The sequence below is a fragment of the Microcoleus sp. F4-D5 genome (genome assembly GCF_036704885.1).
In the GTDB taxonomy this organism is placed as follows: domain Bacteria; phylum Cyanobacteriota; class Cyanobacteriia; order Cyanobacteriales; family Microcoleaceae; genus Microcoleus.
The window spans coordinates 1-17088 of the sequence record NZ_JAUBSX010000085.1 but is presented as its reverse complement, the minus strand read 5'-3'; the positions used below and the strand labels follow the sequence as shown (position 1 = coordinate 17088).

Annotated in this window: 18 protein-coding genes; 8 read left to right on the top strand and 10 right to left on the bottom strand. The window is 45.1% G+C overall.

Translation table 11 applies throughout. From position 1 onward, the window contains the following. Positions 1 to 141: 141 nt before the first annotated feature. Positions 142 to 2079, bottom strand: coding sequence for a sugar phosphate nucleotidyltransferase (locus tag QUA80_RS27815; protein ID WP_333428210.1), 1938 nt, complete (start codon positions 2077 to 2079; stop codon positions 142 to 144). Positions 2080 to 2227: 148 nt separating this feature from the next. Here QUA80_RS27815 and QUA80_RS27810 point away from each other — a divergent pair, with 148 nt between their 5' ends. Beyond that, complete coding sequence (locus tag QUA80_RS27810) at positions 2228 to 2767, top strand: Dps family protein (RefSeq protein ID WP_333428209.1); 540 nt, start codon at positions 2228 to 2230, stop codon at positions 2765 to 2767. Between the two features lie 122 nt (positions 2768 to 2889). Here QUA80_RS27810 and QUA80_RS27805 read toward each other — a convergent pair whose 3' ends face one another. Beyond that, positions 2890 to 3984 carry a glycosyltransferase family 2 protein gene (locus QUA80_RS27805; RefSeq protein WP_333428208.1) on the bottom strand — a complete coding sequence of 365 codons (1095 nt, stop codon included), beginning with the start codon at positions 3982 to 3984 and terminating at the stop codon, positions 2890 to 2892. A 607-nt stretch (positions 3985 to 4591) separates the two neighbouring features. Here QUA80_RS27805 and QUA80_RS27800 point away from each other — a divergent pair. The 5 genes from QUA80_RS27800 (at position 4592) to QUA80_RS27780 (ending at position 9279) form a co-directional block, all read left to right on the top strand. Beyond that, the gene (locus QUA80_RS27800; protein ID WP_333428207.1) at positions 4592 to 5623 is read left to right on the top strand and encodes a glycosyltransferase family A protein; all 1032 of its coding nucleotides are present in this window, start codon (positions 4592 to 4594) and stop codon (positions 5621 to 5623) included. A 127-nt stretch (positions 5624 to 5750) separates the two neighbouring features. Next, a complete protein-coding gene (locus QUA80_RS27795) occupies positions 5751 to 7202 on the top strand; it encodes an NAD(P)/FAD-dependent oxidoreductase (protein ID WP_333428206.1) in 1452 nt (483 codons plus the stop codon). Positions 7203 to 7455: 253 nt separating this feature from the next. Then, positions 7456 to 8592, top strand: coding sequence for an AAA family ATPase (locus tag QUA80_RS27790; RefSeq protein ID WP_333428205.1), 1137 nt, complete (start codon positions 7456 to 7458; stop codon positions 8590 to 8592). Further along, a complete protein-coding gene (locus tag QUA80_RS27785) occupies positions 8589 to 9095 on the top strand; it encodes a hypothetical protein (RefSeq protein ID WP_333428204.1) in 507 nt (168 codons plus the stop codon). Before QUA80_RS27790 ends, QUA80_RS27785 begins: the two co-directional genes overlap by 4 nt. Before the next feature lie 58 nt (positions 9096 to 9153). Continuing rightward, positions 9154 to 9279 (top strand): hypothetical protein, encoded by a 126-nt coding sequence (locus tag QUA80_RS27780; RefSeq protein ID WP_333428203.1) that lies wholly within the window; start codon positions 9154 to 9156, stop codon positions 9277 to 9279. A 47-nt stretch (positions 9280 to 9326) separates the two neighbouring features. Here the strand turns inward: QUA80_RS27780 and QUA80_RS27775 are convergent, their stop codons facing one another. The 8 genes from QUA80_RS27775 to QUA80_RS27740 form a co-directional block, all read right to left on the bottom strand. Beyond that, positions 9327 to 9674 (bottom strand): nucleotidyltransferase domain-containing protein, encoded by a 348-nt coding sequence (locus tag QUA80_RS27775; protein ID WP_333428202.1) that lies wholly within the window; start codon positions 9672 to 9674, stop codon positions 9327 to 9329. Positions 9675 to 9871: 197 nt separating this feature from the next. Next, positions 9872 to 10249, bottom strand: a complete 378-nt coding sequence (locus QUA80_RS27770) for a hypothetical protein (protein WP_333428201.1) — start codon at positions 10247 to 10249, stop codon at positions 9872 to 9874. 81 nt (positions 10250 to 10330) lie between these two features. Further along, entirely contained in the window at positions 10331 to 10546 is a 216-nt protein-coding gene (locus QUA80_RS27765) for a hypothetical protein (protein ID WP_333428200.1), read from the bottom strand. Positions 10547 to 10812: 266 nt separating this feature from the next. After that, positions 10813 to 11694: an RNA polymerase sigma-70 factor gene (locus QUA80_RS27760; protein WP_333428199.1), complete on the bottom strand. Its 882-nt coding sequence runs from the start codon at positions 11692 to 11694 to the stop codon at positions 10813 to 10815. Then, the gene (locus QUA80_RS27755) at positions 11691 to 12101 is read right to left on the bottom strand and encodes a hypothetical protein (protein WP_333428198.1); all 411 of its coding nucleotides are present in this window, start codon (positions 12099 to 12101) and stop codon (positions 11691 to 11693) included. The genes QUA80_RS27760 and QUA80_RS27755 overlap by 4 nt, the downstream gene beginning before the upstream one ends. 59 nt (positions 12102 to 12160) lie before the next feature. Next, positions 12161 to 13108 (bottom strand): NAD(P)-dependent oxidoreductase, encoded by a 948-nt coding sequence (locus tag QUA80_RS27750; protein WP_333428197.1) that lies wholly within the window; start codon positions 13106 to 13108, stop codon positions 12161 to 12163. A 103-nt stretch (positions 13109 to 13211) separates the two neighbouring features. Next, the gene (locus QUA80_RS27745) at positions 13212 to 13733 is read right to left on the bottom strand and encodes a GNAT family N-acetyltransferase (protein ID WP_333428196.1); all 522 of its coding nucleotides are present in this window, start codon (positions 13731 to 13733) and stop codon (positions 13212 to 13214) included. Further along, on the bottom strand, positions 13724 to 14020 hold the full coding sequence (locus QUA80_RS27740; protein WP_333428195.1) for a DUF1778 domain-containing protein: 297 nt from the start codon (positions 14018 to 14020) through the stop codon (positions 13724 to 13726). Before QUA80_RS27740 ends, QUA80_RS27745 begins: the two co-directional genes overlap by 10 nt. A 324-nt stretch (positions 14021 to 14344) precedes the next feature. Here QUA80_RS27740 and QUA80_RS27735 point away from each other — a divergent pair, with 324 nt between their 5' ends. Together QUA80_RS27735 and QUA80_RS27730 are read left to right on the top strand one after the other, a co-directional pair. Next, positions 14345 to 15706 (top strand): branched-chain amino acid ABC transporter substrate-binding protein, encoded by a 1362-nt coding sequence (locus QUA80_RS27735; RefSeq protein ID WP_333428194.1) that lies wholly within the window; start codon positions 14345 to 14347, stop codon positions 15704 to 15706. A gap of 143 nt (positions 15707 to 15849) precedes the next feature. Next, on the top strand, positions 15850 to 16995 hold the full coding sequence (locus QUA80_RS27730) for a branched-chain amino acid ABC transporter permease (RefSeq protein WP_333428193.1): 1146 nt from the start codon (positions 15850 to 15852) through the stop codon (positions 16993 to 16995). The last annotated feature ends 93 nt before the right edge of the window (positions 16996 to 17088 follow it).

Here is a 17088-nt window from a genome sequence, read left to right as displayed (position 1 = left end):
TTAGACGCAGCTTACGGTTAGACTTTTTTAATGACGTTACCGGACAAAATCGGGTATCGGGGCGCGCGGCGGCAAAATTATGATAGATTAGATGGCGATTTTTGAGGGTTGTGAGCCTGTGGGCCTCAAATAAAAGGCTGATTAGCCGATCGATTCACCAGATATGGGAAAATCAATCAGCGTCTGCCGGTAAACCCCCGGCAATCCGGTGTCAAAACACCGCCCTTGTACAACATAACCAGCAATTCCCTCGAAATGCCGCAATTTATCCAAACAGGAGGTTAACTGGAATTCCCCTCTTTCTCGAAAATTGCCATTAATATGTTCGGCCAAATAATCAAAAATTTTAGGCTCAAGGACATACATCCCAAACATTGATAAAAATAAATCATCCGCCATTCCTTCTACGCTTAAATGCTGCCGCGCATACTCGATATCCGGCTTTTCGTAAAGTTGCGTCACAGACAAAATAGAATCTTGTTCCTGCCAAACTCCTGCCGCGCACCCGTAGTGATGAATTACCTCAGCTTGTGTTACTCTCAAACCAATTACGCTTTGCTGCACTTGCGAGTAAATATCTAATAACTGGCGCGCGCAAGAACTTTCAGTTGGCGAGGAGTAAATGTGATCGCCCAAAAGTAGGAGAAATGGCTCGTTGTTCGCCCATTCTTTAGCACAAAATACCGCGTGGCCGAATCCTTCCTGAATATCTTGAGTCAGAATTGTCACTTTCTGACCCAAATTTTGTAAGTATTGGCTGTATTGCTGATTTTGCAGAGACAATTTTTGGAAAAGTTCGCGAGACGGGGGAGTTTTAAAGAAATCTTCAAAAAAAGTGCGATCGCCCTTTTGTACCACTATACCAATTTCTTCGATTCCCGCGCTCAAAGCTTCTTCCACAATTGCCAAAATTATCGGTTTAGCGCGGCCGTCGCGATCGATAATTGGAAAGAATTCTTTCTTGACTGCCTTAGTAGCCGGAAACATCCGAGTACCGAAACCAGCGGCAGGAATCACGGCTTTGCGGACTCTGTACTGAGAACGGATTGTCAGTTTCAGACATTCCATCTGGGGGAAATCGCTGTTTATAATATCGATAACTTGCTGCTGACTGTCCTCATCTTTCACGATAAACTGCGCCGTGCCGTCTCCTTGAGAACCTACTCCCTTCCCTCCCAAAATATAAGGTTGAATCGGTTGATAGTTTAGGATTTCGTGCAAAACAGGAGCAGTTAATTGCCCTGGACAAGCGGGGATTAAATACCTGTCAAACTCCCTCTGGGCAACTTTCATCAACTCGCCGATTTTAACTGCATCTCCCTGCTGTAAAGCGGAGGCCGCAGCTTGGGTAATTTGAGAACTAATTGCACCGAGATATTTCTGCACGTTTTCTTGAACTTCATTCGCCGCAAACGGGTAAGCCTGATTGAGGCTTGCCAGAATTTCTTGAGTATTTTTGCTAGCGCCCAAATCAACGATTACAAAAAACAAATCTTTGGCAACTTTTAGCTCAACAACATCCATTTCCGTGCCGTCAAAAATCATCATTATCGGGCGATTTCCATAGGCACAACCCTGATCCATGCGGCCGCAGCGCGAAGGTGTTGCAGTCTCGCCTAGATAAGCCATTTCCATTTCAGCGCGGACGTTCATTTTTAAATCGTACAAGCGATTGAAAGCGCGGGCTACTAACACGCAAATTGCAGCACTTGATGACAATCCTTTCTGAATTGGCAAATCTGTTAAATAATTGTCAATTTCTAGTCCTCCCACGCCGCAGTGGGAGAGAAATTGATAAGCAACACCGGCTGCATAACTGAAAAAAGTTCCTGTTTCTGCCTCAGCAAGCAGAGCATTTTTTTCCATCGGGAGTGCAGCTTCTATTTTTGTGCCGTCATTTAAAGCAGCCCGCAAAATTAATTGTGTGGGATGTTGGTTAACTTCGGCATAAATTCCTTGATTTGTACTGGCAATCAGAGTGCAGCCTTTTTCGATAGCGGGATTGCGCGGGCGATAACCTGCTGCCCAATCGCTGTGTTCGCCAAACAAACAAAGGCGGCCTGGAACGAAAAGTTTCATTGCATCTATCTAAGGGTATCTATATTGCGATTACTTTAACCTGAAATGCAGATATTTTAATAAAATTCGATCGTCCTCTGGGTTGATGTAAGTAGCTGACCCAATTTGTTTTAATAAATGTAAAGTTAGAGTTGAGGGAACACTTTCAATGCGTAAATTAAACATAGGTCTATCTGACGAGCAACGTGCAGGCGTTATCGAACTATTGAATCACGACCTGTCAGATGCTTATCTGCTCTTAATCAAAACCAAAAAGTATCACTGGGATGTAGTTGGCCCGCAGTTTCGCTCGCTCCACCAGTTGTGGGAAGAACATTACCAAGCATTAACTGAGAATATTGACGCTTTAGCAGAACGGGTGCGGGCTTTGGGCGGCTACCCAATTGGTACTGCTGAGGGGTTTTTGAAGTATGCTTCGATTAAAGAACATATCGGCGATTTGCCTTTAGCGACTGAGATGGTGTCGCGTTTAGTTGACGATCACGAGTTGGTGATCCGCAATCTCCGCAAACACGTCGAACAGTGCGGTGAAGAGTTTAAGGATGATGGAACCGCAGACTTTTTGACTGGTTTAATGGAACAGCACGAACAAATGGCTTGGATGCTGCGATCTTTTATTGAAGGGGAATCTATTTCGCCCGACGGCAAGCAGCCACAAGCTCAAAATGCTACAGCTTCTCACGCTTAGAGAGATATAAGTAGAAGGAAGAAGCAAAAATTTATTTCCGTTGATTTAACTCTCTTCCATAGCTTGCCTCAAAAACCAGGTTTCTTTAAGAAATCTGGTTTTTGATGTTGGGTTTATTCGCGTTATCGGTTGGCAAAATTATTGAATCGCATTCTTTCATAAACCTGGGACGGGAGCATTTTATGAATCACGGTTCGCCTCTTGATGGTGGAAATTGTTGTGCCTTCAGTCTCTGTTGATGTTGATTTTAAGTCTGGCAAAGATTGAGTAACTGGTGAAAGTAGAATTTTTAATATACTTTCTATTGATAAAATGTAGAAATTATGGCGTAATACAGTCATGAATAAATCTTCTCGAAAAGCTCGATACAGCCAAAATAATGTACTGCGATGGTTGCCGTTACGGTTGCTTTTAACGGCTAAATTGTATATATAAAAACTGCTGTTAGACCAGCGATAAATATTGGCAGGAATTTCAGGATGCCGCTCCCGGACATCTGCCATAATTAGAGAGTGAGATTTTGCCATTGCTGCATAGTTGCAAGACATACTGCTGGAAATCTGTCGGTAGCCAACTAAAAATTCTGGCACTACTTTAAATTGATAATGCTCAGCGATGCGGAGAAAAAGTTCCAAGTCTTCGCAGCCTTGGGCGTTTTCGGCTTTCAATTGGCAATTGTAACCGCCGACTCTCTCGAAACAAATGCGGCGGATCAGAGATGAACTCGCATTACCCATAAAATATTTATAAACTAAAGCTTTGTATACTTCTCCTTCGATGGTGGAGTTGTAAAATCCCCCTGTGAATAAGTCTTTTTCGTTGATATCAAGTGACCATGAATAGACAACTCCTACAGATTGTTCTGATTTAATTAAGCATTCGACTTGTTTTTCTAGGTTTTGCGGATACCAAATATCGTCGGCATCGATGGGAGCAATATATTCGCCTTTTGATTTTTCAATTGCTAAATTGCGGGCGGCGGCGACGCCGGCATTGGACTGCTGGAACAACCTGACTCGGCTATCTTTTTGAGCAAAAGATTTGACGATTTCGGGGGTTGTATCTGTAGAGCCGTCGTCTACTACTAAAACTTCTATGTTTTGATAAGTTTGAGATAAAACAGATTCTAATGTTTTAACAATAAATTTTTCTGCATTGAAAGCTGGTATTATTACCGAAACTAATGGGTGACTTAAATTGTTTTGGGAGGTGTCCATGTAATATAAAAACTGGTTTATGTAAAAGTTTTGCCTCAAAGGGATCTAGCTAAGGGTATGTTAGCAAATTACGAAAGCCCGATCGTACACCGTCGCAAATTTTAAGACCTATATTTAAAATATATTGCCAAAAGTCCTAAAATGTGAAGTGATGCCGAAGTCGGGATAGAGACTTGGTTCAGGAGTCACTCGCGGATGAGGTCTGTAAAAGAAACTGTACCGGACAAGTCCTGACAGCCTGCGGGTCTCCGTAGAAAGTATGTTTGATTTTATACGGTGTGCTTGTTTGTAAAATCACAGTCTTGTTCGGTGCAAGGCAAAGGCACCAAAATGCTGCTGGGGCTTTTTCGCAAGTTTACACAAACAATCCTATATTTAAAGATTTTGTAAAGCTGTTGTCTGCATCAGGTCAGCCTCAGCAAGATATGGCGTAGAATACAGGTATGAATTGGGAAAAATTCAATCGAGAATGCCAGCAAAAAATCTAGTTGAATGCAAACAGGAATCGAGTTATAAATAAAAAAGTAGAGCTAATTTTACCCTTCGTAAAGTAGCACCAATAAAATTCAAGCAAATTTTGGTTCCTGCAATTTAAACAATTTAGGTAATGATTTCTACCGCCGATCCCACTGTATCCGTCATTATCCCAGTCCACAACGGGGGCGCTTACTTCCGCACCTGTTTGTCAAAACTGGCTCAAGCTGTGCCCAGACCGATCGAGATTATTGTAGTAGCAGATGGCGAAAGCGACGGTTCCTGGCGTCTGGCCAAGGAATTCGGCGCCAAAGTCATCAGGATTCCCGAATGCGGGGGGCCAGCGCGGGCAAGGAATTTGGGCGCCCAAGCTGCGAAGGGAGATATTCTGTTTTTTGTGGATGCTGATGTCGCTGTTTGTCCAGAAGCTGTGGGCTATGCGATATCGGTGTTCAAAAATAACCCCTACTTGGCGGCTTTCATCGGCTCTTACGACGATGCTCCTGGAGATCCCGATTTTCTATCGCAGTACAGGAACTTGCTGCACCACTACGTGCACCAAACAGGTAATGAAGAAGCTTCAACTTTTTGGGGAGCTTGCGGAGTGATTCGCCGGGAAATTTTTTTGCAGATGGGTGGTTTTAATGAGAGTTACCGCCAAGCTTCGATCGAAGATATTGAGCTCGGCTACCGTTTGAAACAAGCAGGTTATAACATTCGGCTGTGCAAAACATTGCAGGTGAAGCATTTAAAGCGGTGGGAACCGATGGGGATGGTGAAAGCTGACTTTTTCTACCGAGCGCTGCCTTGGACAGAACTGATTTGGCGCGATCGCAAATTGAATAATGACCTCAATTTGCAAGTTTCAAACCGGATCAGCGTGATTTTAACTTATGGAGTCCTGCTGGCAGTTTTGGGGACGTGCTGGTCGCTGAGCTTTCTGCTGCTGGCTGGCTTGCTGGCAATACCACTGGTAGCAATTAATGCACAGCTTTACCGATTTTTTTACCGCAAACACGGTATCGTATTTGCTCTGAAAACAATTCCTTGGCACTGGCTTTTTTACTTTTACAGCGGACTGGCATTTGCGATCGGCACTGGTCGCTACTTATACCAAAAAAAGCCCTGGACTGGCAAAGTTAGCTTGCCAGTATCCGCTCAATAAATCAAGGCGAATCGTCATTCAACATCAGGTCGCTTCATAGTTTCTCAGGGTATTCACGGGTGCATCTATCACTTTGACAAGTTATAAATAACTGTATAGTTCGATTCAAAAGCTGGAGGTAGGCTGAGTGAAACATTATCCTGTTGCGATAGTCGGTGCAGGTCCTGCGGGCTTGACTGCTGCCTACGAGCTAGTCAAGCAAGGCATCATCCCTGTTGTACTAGAAAAAGGTGATAAAGTTGGGGGAATAGCTCGCACCGAAACCTACAAAGGTTATCGTTTCGACATTGGCGGCCACCGCTTTTATACTAAAGTTGAAGCCGTGCAGCAGTTGTGGCAAGAGGTACTGGGAAATAAGTTTATTAAAGTGCCGCGATTGTCGCGAATTTTTTATCGAGGTAAATTTTTTAACTATCCGATCAGTGCCTTCAATACTCTATTTAATTTGGGCATAATTGAGAGTACGCTGATTATTTTGAGTTATCTGAAAGTTAGAATTTGGCCGCTTCGGGAAGAAAAAACTTTTGAACAGTGGGTGATCAATCGTTTTGGGGAACGCTTGTATAAAACATTTTTTAAGACTTACACTGAAAAAGTTTGGGGCATTCCTTGTTCGGAAATTCAAGCAGATTGGGCGGCGCAGCGGATTAAAGGATTGTCCCTGACGACAGCAATTATTAATGCTTTGTTTGGCAGCAACGACACCAAAACATTAATCAAAGAGTTTGATTATCCGGCTTTGGGGCCGGGGATGATGTGGGAAAAGTTTGCGGAAGCAGTGGAAAATAAAGACGGCAAAGTTTATCTCGATACTAAAGTGATTAGCTTTGAACGTGAAGGGAATAAAATTAAAAGTATTACTGCTGAGCATAACGGAGAATTAGTTCAATATTCGGCGGATAATTTTATTACGAGTATGCCCATATCTGCACTGGTAGCAAGGCTGAAACCGCAGCCGCCAGAAGAGGTGTTGCACGCCGCGCGATCGCTCAAGTATCGAGATTTTTTGATTGTAGCGCTGATTGTCGATCGCAAGGATTTGTTTCCTGACAACTGGATTTACATTCACTCCCCCGAAGTCAAAGTGGGACGAATTCAAAACTTTAAGAATTGGAGCGCCGCTTTAGTTCCCGACGCCAGCAAAAGTTGTTTGGGAATGGAATATTTCTGTAGCGTAGGCGACGAGATTTGGGAAATGTCGGACGCGGAACTTGTCGAATTAGCAACTCGCGAGTTGGTTGGTTTGGGGTTAGCAACAACTGCGGATGTGGAAGATGGAGTTGTCATACGGCAACTTAAAGCTTATCCAGTTTATGATGGGGAATATCGAGGACACTTGCAGGTACTTGAAGGTTTTTTGAAGGGAATTGAGAATTTGCAGACGATCGGGCGCAACGGTATGCACCGATACAACAACCAAGACCATTCCATGCTGACGGGAATGCTGGCCGTGAGAAATATTCTCGGGGAAAAGCACGATTTGTGGGATGTGAATACTGAGCGATCGTACTATGAAGATTTTAGTGTCGATCGCTCAAAAGAAAAAAAGGATTCGGATTTGATTTCGCAATCTAGTTGATATTTGGCAACTGTTACAATGAGGCGATCGTGCATCTTTTGTTTGTGTGTGGGCGATCGCCCGCTCATATTTTCTGCATAATTTTGTAGGGCCAATCCCCCGCTCGGTTGCGCCGCTTCATCCGGGGCAGGTACGGGCGGACTTCTCCCTACATCTACCATCACCTGCTTAGGTGCTCTGAAGTGGAAATATTGTATATTGGTTAATTAAGCTGACCAGTTTTTTCACTTTTCACTCTCGGAGTCGTTTTTCTATGCTCCAAAGACTATACGTACATAACTTCAGATGCCTGGAGAACTTTGAACTGATTCTCAAAGAGATGCCATCCTCCCTTTTAATTGGGAAAAATGGTGCAGGTAAATCAACCATCCGTGTTGTATTGGAAATCCTTCAACACATCGGTCGAGGCATTAACAGAATGCGTGACTTTGATAAAAATCATCTGGGTCTTATCGATCCGAAAGATTTCAATCGAGGCAGGTCTGATGTTCCAATTCGATTTGAGATAGAAGTATTACTTGACAATAAACTATACAAATATATCCTGGCATTGGAATTACCCGACAACTTTAGAGAGCTTCGAGTTTTTGAAGAACAACTGTTAATTTCAGGAAATCCAATTTACTCTCGCAAGGAAGCCCAAGTCACTCTTTACACCAGCCACAGCCAGCGAAATCCTGAAGCTCAGTTTCTGGTGGATTGGCATCTCGTTGCTCTTCCAGTGATTCAGGAACAATCAGAAACCGATCCGCTTCGTCTTTTCAAGACTTGGCTGGCGCGCACGATTATTTTAGCCCCGATCCCAAGCCTGATGAGTGGAGACTCTAACGGGGAAACGTTGGAGCCAAAACGAGACGGTTCAAATTTTGGGGAGTGGTTCTCTGGGTTACTCAGTCGCTACCCTGCTGCCTACACACAGGCTTACAGATACCTCCAAGAAGTTATGCCTGACTTTCAGGATTTTCTGAATGAACAAATCGGGAAAGACTCTAAAAGTATGATTGTTCGGTTTGAAGCAAAGAATGCCAATCTGAGTGTTGACTTTAAAGACTTATCTGATGGGGAGAAATGCTTTTTTCTTTGTGCTGTTGTGTTAGCTGCCAACAAATACTACGGGCCACTTTTTTGCTTTTGGGACGAACCTGATAACTATCTTTCCCTGTCAGAGGTTGGACATTTTGTTACATCACTGCGACGCTCATTTAAAAATAGCGGTCAGATTATAGCAACCTCACATAATGAAGAAGCAATCCGAAAGTTTTCAGATGAAAATACCTTTGTACTCGATCGAAAAAGTCACTTAGAGCCAACCTTGGTTAGGTTGCTTAGCGATATACCTGTCAGTGGCGATCTTGTAGATACCTTGATTCGTGGCGACATAGAATTATGACTGTTAATAAGTATCAACACCATGTTCTTGTGTTGCCAGAAGATGATGCTAATCGCCAAATTGCCACCGGATTCATTCTCAACTCAAACGTTAAGGAACATGCTATTCAAGTCTTACCAATTGCTGATGGTTGGGGAAAACTTCTGGATAACTTCAAAGACAATCATGTCTCGGAAATGCGAAGATTTCCAAAAAGAATGATGGTCTTGCTGATTGATTTCGATCGGCAAGGAGAGCGATTGAGTTATGTAAAGAGTCAGATCCCAGAGGATCTGCAAGATAGAGTGTTTATTCTTGGAGTGTTATCTGAACCAGAGGATTTAAAGCGTATTAAAAAGAAGTTTGAGAGTATCGGAACGGGAAAGCTCGAGCAGATCGGAGAAACCCTTGCAAATGACTGTTCCGATAACACGAATGAATTATGGGGACACGATCTTCTCAAACACAACAAAACTGAGTTAGATCGTATGATTCTATCTGTTAAACCATTTCTGTTTAATTAAGTCAACCATGAACTAAAATATTGCGTAAGTTAATCGCATTTCGCCAATCAATTTCGGGATGGAACTGCTGAAATTAGATCGAAACTCTCCGATCGGCTTCGCCCAAAATCCCCAACTGCCGCTCTACGGCACTTTGCATCAAAACACTTTCAAGCCGGAGTCTCGCAAGAAGCATCAGCCGTAAACTCCTGAATCCGACGGATTGCCTGCGCCATGTCGCAAAGTGAAGCACTATACCGATCGCCCGCTTGCATAAATCACTCGATAGGTTTTCAAAATGTTCGATCGCCGATAGGGATTTTTTAACAGCTTTTTTTCCACCAAATCTACAGGAAGGTGAAATAAATTCTCTATCTCTTCCTGCATACCCAATAAATGAGACAGCGTGAGGCGGTGCGAGGGTTCGTAAGTAACTAATACATCCACATCGCTATCAGGGCGAAAATCATCCTGCAGCACCGAGCCAAACAGGGCAAATTCGACAATGTTCCAGCGCTGGCAAAATTGCGCGATCGCATCGAGAGAGACTTTTAGGCGATCGTTCACCACATATTCTAAATCTGATTGCAACTCAACCATGCGCGAGCCAACCTCCAATCTTTTAGCTAACGTCTTTTAATTGTAACATCGCAGGTCTGATTGACATTCAGATGCTAATGTTTGAAGTAATTTTTACTTCGGAAATAGCTGGCATCATTGCCCGACAGTGGGGACAAACGCACTCCTTGTTAATTTGCCGTTGTCTGTAATCAATTAATTTAGTCAGGCTAAAAAATTCAACTTTTCGTACAAGCTTTCCGCATCAAGATACGGTTGTTTTTGTACACCTCTAAAGTTCCAGACTGCCGGCTATCCAACGTGCCATCCCACACCCAATATTCATAATTGCCCTTCCGAAACTTATAGACTCGAACGCCTTCTGTAGCTTTGCTAGTACCTCCGCCCAAACTTAAATTACCGTTGGAACTGGTCGAGCGATATAGCAGTTCGCCCGAAGCCTTCTTTTTCCAAATATTAATTTTGTAACCACCCTGGCATCTCGTACTGAGGATGAGGTCAGCAGTAGAATCAGCAGACGCAGGTAAGGAAAAATTAGCTAAGACACAGATTGGTAGAGCAAGGAGTAACGCTGATTTTTTCAGTAGTGTTTTCATAGTTCTTAACAATGTTGTAGAACTGATTGGACTGCCATCCTTCATATCGAATTGCAACCCGGTTTTTAAGTATAACACCTCCTACAACCAACCCGTTTTATCTGCGTTGGCAGCGACCGCTTCAACAACTGTATGGGGACTTTTGAAAGTTAGCCGCGCTTCTGGTTTCTGGAGTGCCGCCATCGTTTTGACGTGTTCGTCTTCGCGATCGCGGATGTTCGCGAACACGTCGTATAGATTATCCACCTTGGGACGGCGAAATTCATGACTTAGTGCAGTTTGAACTTCATCAAACATATATAGCCTTTCTCAGAAAGATGAGGTATGAGTGATTGCTTATATAACCACTGAAACGTATAGGGCCCAAGCCCAACTACGTACCTAATCTTTCTTAGAACCGCTATACTATCCATGTCAAACTCTCCAGAATTAGTGTCTTTTTTAGAACAGCAGCATTTGTTATTCAAGACCTCCCTAAGTCGATCTGCTTCGAGCGTATAATGGCATTTCAACAGCTTCTATGAGCTAGCTCAAACTTGAATCAACTCACCGATGGTTTTCGGTTACTTCTCTAAAGATATCTCCTGGCCAATCCGCTCTAACTTTTCTGGATTCCGCACACTGTAAATAGACTGAATGCAGCCATCCACAATCTCAAACGTCATCACACTGTGAATGCGGCCATCGAGATATTGGATAATGCCTGGTTGTCCGTTGATATCGGCTAAGTGAGAGACAGAATTAAGCAGCCATTTCCGACGAATGGCTAACAGCATCCGAGCCACCTTTACTGCTCCATGTATCGGCTTGATGGCTGCAATCACTTTGCCGCCACCATCTGAACAAAACGTCACATCCTTCGCCAGCAGCAGCAACAAATCTTGCAAATCTCCCTTGGTGGAGGCATCTAAAAATTGGGATGTAACCTGCTTTTGTTGAGGCCGAGAAACTGGGAAACGAGGACGTTGGTCGGCAAGATGCTGCTTCGCCCGCCGCAGGATTTGGCGACAGTTGGTGGGACTCTTGCCGATCATCTGACCGATTTCGTCATAGTCATACTCGAACACATCGCGGAGTAGAAATACTGCCCGCTCGATCGGAGATAAACGCTCCATTACAGTTAAAAATGCGATCGAGAGCGAGTCTGCTAATTCCATTAGATCGGTTGAATTTTCGGATTGTTGCGTTAACATCGGTTCTGGTAGCCAGGTACCGACGTATTGTTCTCGCTGGACGCGCGCCGATCGCAAATGATCGATGCAGAGACGAGTAGTAATAGTTGTCAGATAAGTCTTTGCCGATCGCACCGTGGAGTTCGCCGTCTGTTGCCAGCGCAGGAAGGTTTCTTGTACCATATCTTCGGCATCTGTGACAGTTCCCAGCATTCGGTAGGCGATCGAGAACAGCAACGGACGATGGTGGTTAAAATCATCCAGAGAACTCATAAAGCCCCCTGCTCTTGTTGCTGAATAGTTCTCAATGCCCAGAAGCCAATTCCAGCTCCTAATACATCCACAATTAATATCAGGATGGCTGTGACTTGGAACACCAAACCCCAGCCTGCAAAGGCAACTTGAGACACATGATCTGGACCGATCGCGATGAAATGATTGTAGAGTCCAAACAGGATCGATCCAGCCATTGAACTGAGTAAGAGCCAGCTACCAATGCGATAGAACTCTGTCCAAAGCAAAACGGCTGCAATGATGGGAATTAGAAAAATCACCATACCCACAAACAAACTCTGAAGGAGAGAGAGGGGAACTGGGATTTCCAAATGCGCTAAACCATGCAGTCCGTTTGCGATCGCATGGATGACCGCGATCGTTGTTCCATATTGAGCAATCTTCATTTTATTTCTCCCTGATTAGAAAGCTTTCCAAACAACTTTTAGTGTTAGCCCGATCGAGATTAAATTGTCAGTTGGCCCTCTTCAACGGAAGTTTTAACAAGCCATTCCAACGATCGCGGTTGAAAATTTAGTTCGCGTTTTGCCTTAGCATTGGATACACCTCGTAACTGGGTGCCGTAGTAGACAGCATCTGCACCGCTGATTCGCAGAGCATCCTCAACAGATACCTGCGGTGGCGGTGGAGCATTGAGCCACTGGGCATAAGCAGAAAGCCACACGCGCACCTCTAAGGGCCGATCGTCCGCAATCAAGTAAATACCGGGATTTCCCCGATCGGCTGCCGCCACCGTCGCCATGGCCGCATCCTCAATGTGAACCCAAGACCATACACCTTCGCCATTTCCGACGATCGGGAACTGTTGCTGCCGCACCTGTTCGGCAACGTCTCCATCGGTTGCGTACCAAGTGCCGGGCCCGTAGAAGAAGCCGTAACGCAGGACAATTCCTTCTAGATTGGGGTTCCCTAGCAAGCGATGTTCAATCTCATTCAGGGTGCGGGTTCCGTCTGCAACTGCGGGCGAAGCATCTAAGGCTAGGGGTGTTTCTTCATCGGCCAATCCTGTACCGGGAATCGCCCAAAATGCGATCGACTGCCTGATGTAACGACGCACGCCAGCCGCTTGCGCTGCAGCTAGGACATTTGCACCTCCTTCGAGACGGATGCGATCGTTGAGTGCTGCTGCCGCCTGCATTGTCTCAGGGGTGTAGGTTTTAGGCAGAGAGGTGAGTTGTTCGATTACAACTTCCGGTTGAGCGCGAATCACAGCAGCTTTGAGGGCACCTGCATCAAACACATCTGCGAGTTCCGGTTCCACGCCTCGTTCAGCTAAAATCCGCGCTTTTTCTGGAGTGCGAGTCAATGCAACTACATCATGTCCTGCGCTGTGCAATTGGGCGATCAGCGGACGACCGACCGCCCCCGTTGCACCTGCAACCAAAATTCTCATCTACGAACCTCCTGTTGAAGCCTGTAAGGTATTTATAGATAAGACGAAAGAGCATCGTTAGTTGTGACAAGATGATTTAACTCAAACTTGAAATGGCGATCTGTCACTTTAGCTCAAGTGAAGCAATGGCATCGCTAATTTTCACCGTGAGTGTCATTGGATCGAGCGGCGAAACAGTAAACCCGCACTTCTGATAAAACTGCTTCGCATCTTCCGAAATAGCGTGTACGAGAATTGCCCGTATCCCTGCAATCTCAGCAGCTTGCAAAGTGCGAAGAATTGCATCCCGCAGCAAAGCGCGTCCGATGCCGAGGCCTTGCCAGTTGCGATCGCAGGCAAGCCGTCCAATCACCATAACAGGAATCGGATCGGGCATATTGCGCCTGACTTTACCCGTTGCAGCAGTTTGTGCTATTGCTCCATTTACAAGACAATAGTACGCAATGACTGCTTGGCGATCGCACAAAACATAAGTCCGTGAAGCCCGCTCTGACTCATTTTTCAGAGCGCGGCGCTTGACCCATTCATCTAACTGACTGTTGCCTGAATCAAAGGTCTCAATTTGATGTAACGAGTTCAGTTTTTCAGGCGGGCAGAGTTGACCTAAATCTCGATCTAATCCCACGGAGATTTTGTTTTTAGTAATGCGTTTAGCTTCTGATTTGGCGTCGGCGGTGCATCCAGCAGCGCCAAAAATTGCTTAAATTTAAGTTCATCTAACCCAAAAAAACAGCGGTCTAGAAGAACATCTTGAGCTTTTTGGTAAGCTGATTCAAGCATGAACTCCGATCGGCTCTTTCCCTGTAATTGGGCCGCGCGATCGATGAGAGCGCGTTGATTCGGCTGAGCTCGAATGTTGATTGTCACATCGCGGGTCTGGCTGACTGATTCTTCAGATGCTGGCGGGTGCATAACAGTTACCTCTGGCTAGATACAGTAGTAATTAGAGCTATTAGCCCTAGCATATTTATATTGTGATTTTTTGTATACACAATGTCAACACATCTACTGAAATCTGCGATCGCGGATCTAGTTAACCCCTATGGACTCGCGAACTCGCGCATTTTACGGGCAGCCCCCGCCGCCGCTGATACAGGAGCGGCCTAAGTCCTGATGTTGCCTTTCTAGGTCTGTTTTTGATAGTTGACACAAATTTTTTAAACTTGTGCTAACTCTTGACTTACAGACTGACAGAGTGAAAATATGCTAAGACGCAAGCAACAAACGAACCAACCTATGAACTTTTCCAAGAAGTCAGGGGGCAAAAGTGCCACATCCCCAAAAATCCACTCAACACACAATCTCGGCGTCGGAGGATTGCGGAAATTAATTTTTGCCGCCGGAATAGCCTCTCTGTGCGCTAGCTGTCAAAATCCTCCAGCACCTACCGCCACAACTCCCGGAGGCAGCCCCGGAACCAGTCCCGCAGCCACTCCCGTCGCAGTCAGCAGCCCCGGAGACCCAAATACTGTCAAAATTGTCTCCATGCTTCCGATGACAGGCAGCGCCTTGGGTCAAGCTCAAACAATGGTCAACGGCATCCAACAAGCCCTCGCCGAAACCAACTCCAAAGCTTGCGACGGCAAAATCCAAATCCAATACGAAGTTTACGATGACGCCACCGCCGCCGCCGGCAAATGGGACCCAGCCCAAGTAACGTCCAACTCCAACAAAGCCGTCGCTGACGGTTCGGTAGTTGCCGTCATCGGTCACTATAATTCGGGTGCCGCCAAACTTTCCATTCCCGTGCTCAACCAAGCTAACATCGTCATGATCAGTCCGGCCAACACTTATCCGGGACTGACTAAACCAGGAAAAGGCGAAGCCAAAGAACCCAACGTTTATTATCCCGCAGGCACTCGCAATTTCACCCGGGTTGTCCCCGCTGACGACCTTCAAGGGGCTGTAGCTGGCAACTGGGCGAAATCTTTGGGCGTGCAAAAAGTCTACATTCTCGACGACCAAGAACTCTACGGCAAAGGCATCGCTGATGTTTTTGAAGCCACTGCTAAAAAGTTGGGAATTCAAGTCCTCGGAAGAGAGGGAATTGATATTAAAGCTAGCGACTATAAGGCGTTAATGAATAAGATCAAAGCTTTAAATCCAGACCTGATTTACTTCGGTGGCACTACTCAGAGCAACGCCGGACAAATAATTAAAGACATGAGAAATGTCGGGATGGCGGCTGATGCAGTTAAGTTTATGGGACCCGACGGCATTAAAGAGCAAGCTTTAATTGACGCGGCGGGCAAAGATGCCGAAGGAGTTTACGCTACTTTTGGCGGCTTGCCTCCTCAAGAATTGACTGGTGTGGGTGCGAAGTGGTACGAAAGTTACAAGGCAAAATATAATGCTGAACCGGAAGCTTATGCAGCTTACGCCTATGAAGCTGCTAAAGTTGCGATCGGCGCAATTAATAAAGTTTGCAAAAATGACCGCGCTGCTATCCGCGAAGCTGTCTTGGCAACTAAAGATTTTAACGGGGTACTCGGCACTTGGAGTTTTGACACCAACGGCGACACGAGCTTGACTACAATGTCAGGAAATGTTGTTAAAGGTGGCAAGTGGGAGTTCGTGAATGCGCTCAAGACCGAATAATTAATTAGAAGGAAGAGGGAAGTTCGGCAACGGATTTTATAACGGATGTAACGGATGTAACGGATATCGGGAAGAAGGAAGAAGGAAGAAGGGATAATAAAAAATTATGCCTTTTTCCTTCTCCCTCCAATGTCCCATGCCCGATGCCCGATGCCCAATTCCCAATTCCCAATTCCCAATTCCCAATTCCCAATTCCCAATTACTCAAAAACATGAAGAACTGGAAAAGTATTCTCTTATATCTAGGTGTAGTTTATATAGTTTTGCTATTAGGCCCGATCGCAGGATTTGATTTGCCAAAAATCATTGGAGAAATAGTCAGCAGTCCTGAAGTTTTTATCCAACAATTATTAGTTGGTCTTGTCAACGGCGCGCTGATTGCAATTATTGCTTTGGGTTACACTATGGTTTATGGCATTATTGAGTTAATCAATTTTGCTCATGGCGATTTGTATATGTTGGGTGCTTTTGCTTCCCTAACCGTGTTCGGGGCTTTTGGGATGCAAGATGGCGCACCTTTGGCTATTGCTATACCGGTGATGTTAGTTGCTTTAATTGTATGTTCGGTGTTTTGTGCTGGGCTGAATATTGTTGTGGAAAAGTACGCTTATCGGCCTTTGCGAAATGCTCCCCGTTTGGCTCCTTTAATTTCGGCAATTGGAGTTTCTTTTATTTTCCAAAATATGGGGCTGTTTTGGGGGGGATTGAAAGCTTTTATTCCGGTGATGGGCTCTAATTCTGCTGCGCCGAAAAGTTTTCCCGATTTGTTGCCGCGAGTTGATATTCTCAAAGCTTTGGGAATTCAAACGAGTATTGTATTTACTACGAAAGATTTAATTGTTTTGGTGGTGGCGGTTCTATTGATGGTTTTGCTTCACGTGTTTGTGCAGTACACTCGTCTGGGAAAGGCGATGCGGGCAACTGCTCAAAGCCGCGATGCTGCTAAAATTATGGGGATTAATGTCGATCAGATTATTGCTCTGACTTTTTTGATTGGGGGAGCTTTGGCTGGTTCTGCGGGTATTTTGGTGGGTTTGTACAACAATACGATCGTGTTTACGATGGGGTTTACGGCGGGTTTGAGAGCTTTTACGGCGGCGGTTTTGGGGGGGATTGGCAATATTGTGGGGGCGATGTTAGGAGGGGTTTTGATTGGGTTGCTGTCGTCTTTGAGCGATCAGTATTTGTCTAGCCGCTGGACTAATGCTTGGGTGTTTGGGGTTTTGGTGGTGATTTTGGCTTTTCGGCCGGGGGGTTTGTTGGGCGAGAATGTTCAGGAGAAGGTTTGAAATTGCAGGGTTTAAATAGGGCTTACTGAATAAGTTAGGAAAAATTGCGATCGCACTTGATGGGCAATTCAAGCTCGGCAAAACATAAGTTTT

What these genes read in the sequence shown, in the direction of transcription:
- QUA80_RS27735 (WP_333428194.1), top strand. Translation starts at nt 14,345, where the DNA reads ATGAACTTTTCCAAGAAGTCAGGGGGCAAAAGTGCCACATCCCCAAAA.
- QUA80_RS27770 (WP_333428201.1), bottom strand. Translation starts at nt 10,249, where the DNA reads ATGAAAACACTACTGAAAAAATCAGCGTTACTCCTTGCTCTACCAATC.
- QUA80_RS27765 (WP_333428200.1), bottom strand. Translation starts at nt 10,546, where the DNA reads ATGTTTGATGAAGTTCAAACTGCACTAAGTCATGAATTTCGCCGTCCC.
- QUA80_RS27815 (WP_333428210.1), bottom strand. Translation starts at nt 2,079, where the DNA reads ATGAAACTTTTCGTTCCAGGCCGCCTTTGTTTGTTTGGCGAACACAGC.
- QUA80_RS27755 (WP_333428198.1), bottom strand. Translation starts at nt 12,101, where the DNA reads ATGAAGATTGCTCAATATGGAACAACGATCGCGGTCATCCATGCGATC.
- QUA80_RS27810 (WP_333428209.1), top strand. Translation starts at nt 2,228, where the DNA reads ATGCGTAAATTAAACATAGGTCTATCTGACGAGCAACGTGCAGGCGTT.
- QUA80_RS27775 (WP_333428202.1), bottom strand. Translation starts at nt 9,674, where the DNA reads ATGGTTGAGTTGCAATCAGATTTAGAATATGTGGTGAACGATCGCCTA.
- QUA80_RS27730 (WP_333428193.1), top strand. Translation starts at nt 15,850, where the DNA reads ATGCCCGATGCCCAATTCCCAATTCCCAATTCCCAATTCCCAATTCCC.
- QUA80_RS27785 (WP_333428204.1), top strand. Translation starts at nt 8,589, where the DNA reads ATGACTGTTAATAAGTATCAACACCATGTTCTTGTGTTGCCAGAAGAT.
- QUA80_RS27740 (WP_333428195.1), bottom strand. Translation starts at nt 14,020, where the DNA reads ATGCACCCGCCAGCATCTGAAGAATCAGTCAGCCAGACCCGCGATGTG.
- QUA80_RS27800 (WP_333428207.1), top strand. Translation starts at nt 4,592, where the DNA reads ATGATTTCTACCGCCGATCCCACTGTATCCGTCATTATCCCAGTCCAC.
- QUA80_RS27790 (WP_333428205.1), top strand. Translation starts at nt 7,456, where the DNA reads ATGCTCCAAAGACTATACGTACATAACTTCAGATGCCTGGAGAACTTT.
- QUA80_RS27805 (WP_333428208.1), bottom strand. Translation starts at nt 3,984, where the DNA reads ATGGACACCTCCCAAAACAATTTAAGTCACCCATTAGTTTCGGTAATA.
- QUA80_RS27750 (WP_333428197.1), bottom strand. Translation starts at nt 13,108, where the DNA reads ATGAGAATTTTGGTTGCAGGTGCAACGGGGGCGGTCGGTCGTCCGCTG.
- QUA80_RS27780 (WP_333428203.1), top strand. Translation starts at nt 9,154, where the DNA reads ATGGAACTGCTGAAATTAGATCGAAACTCTCCGATCGGCTTCGCCCAA.
- QUA80_RS27760 (WP_333428199.1), bottom strand. Translation starts at nt 11,694, where the DNA reads ATGAGTTCTCTGGATGATTTTAACCACCATCGTCCGTTGCTGTTCTCG.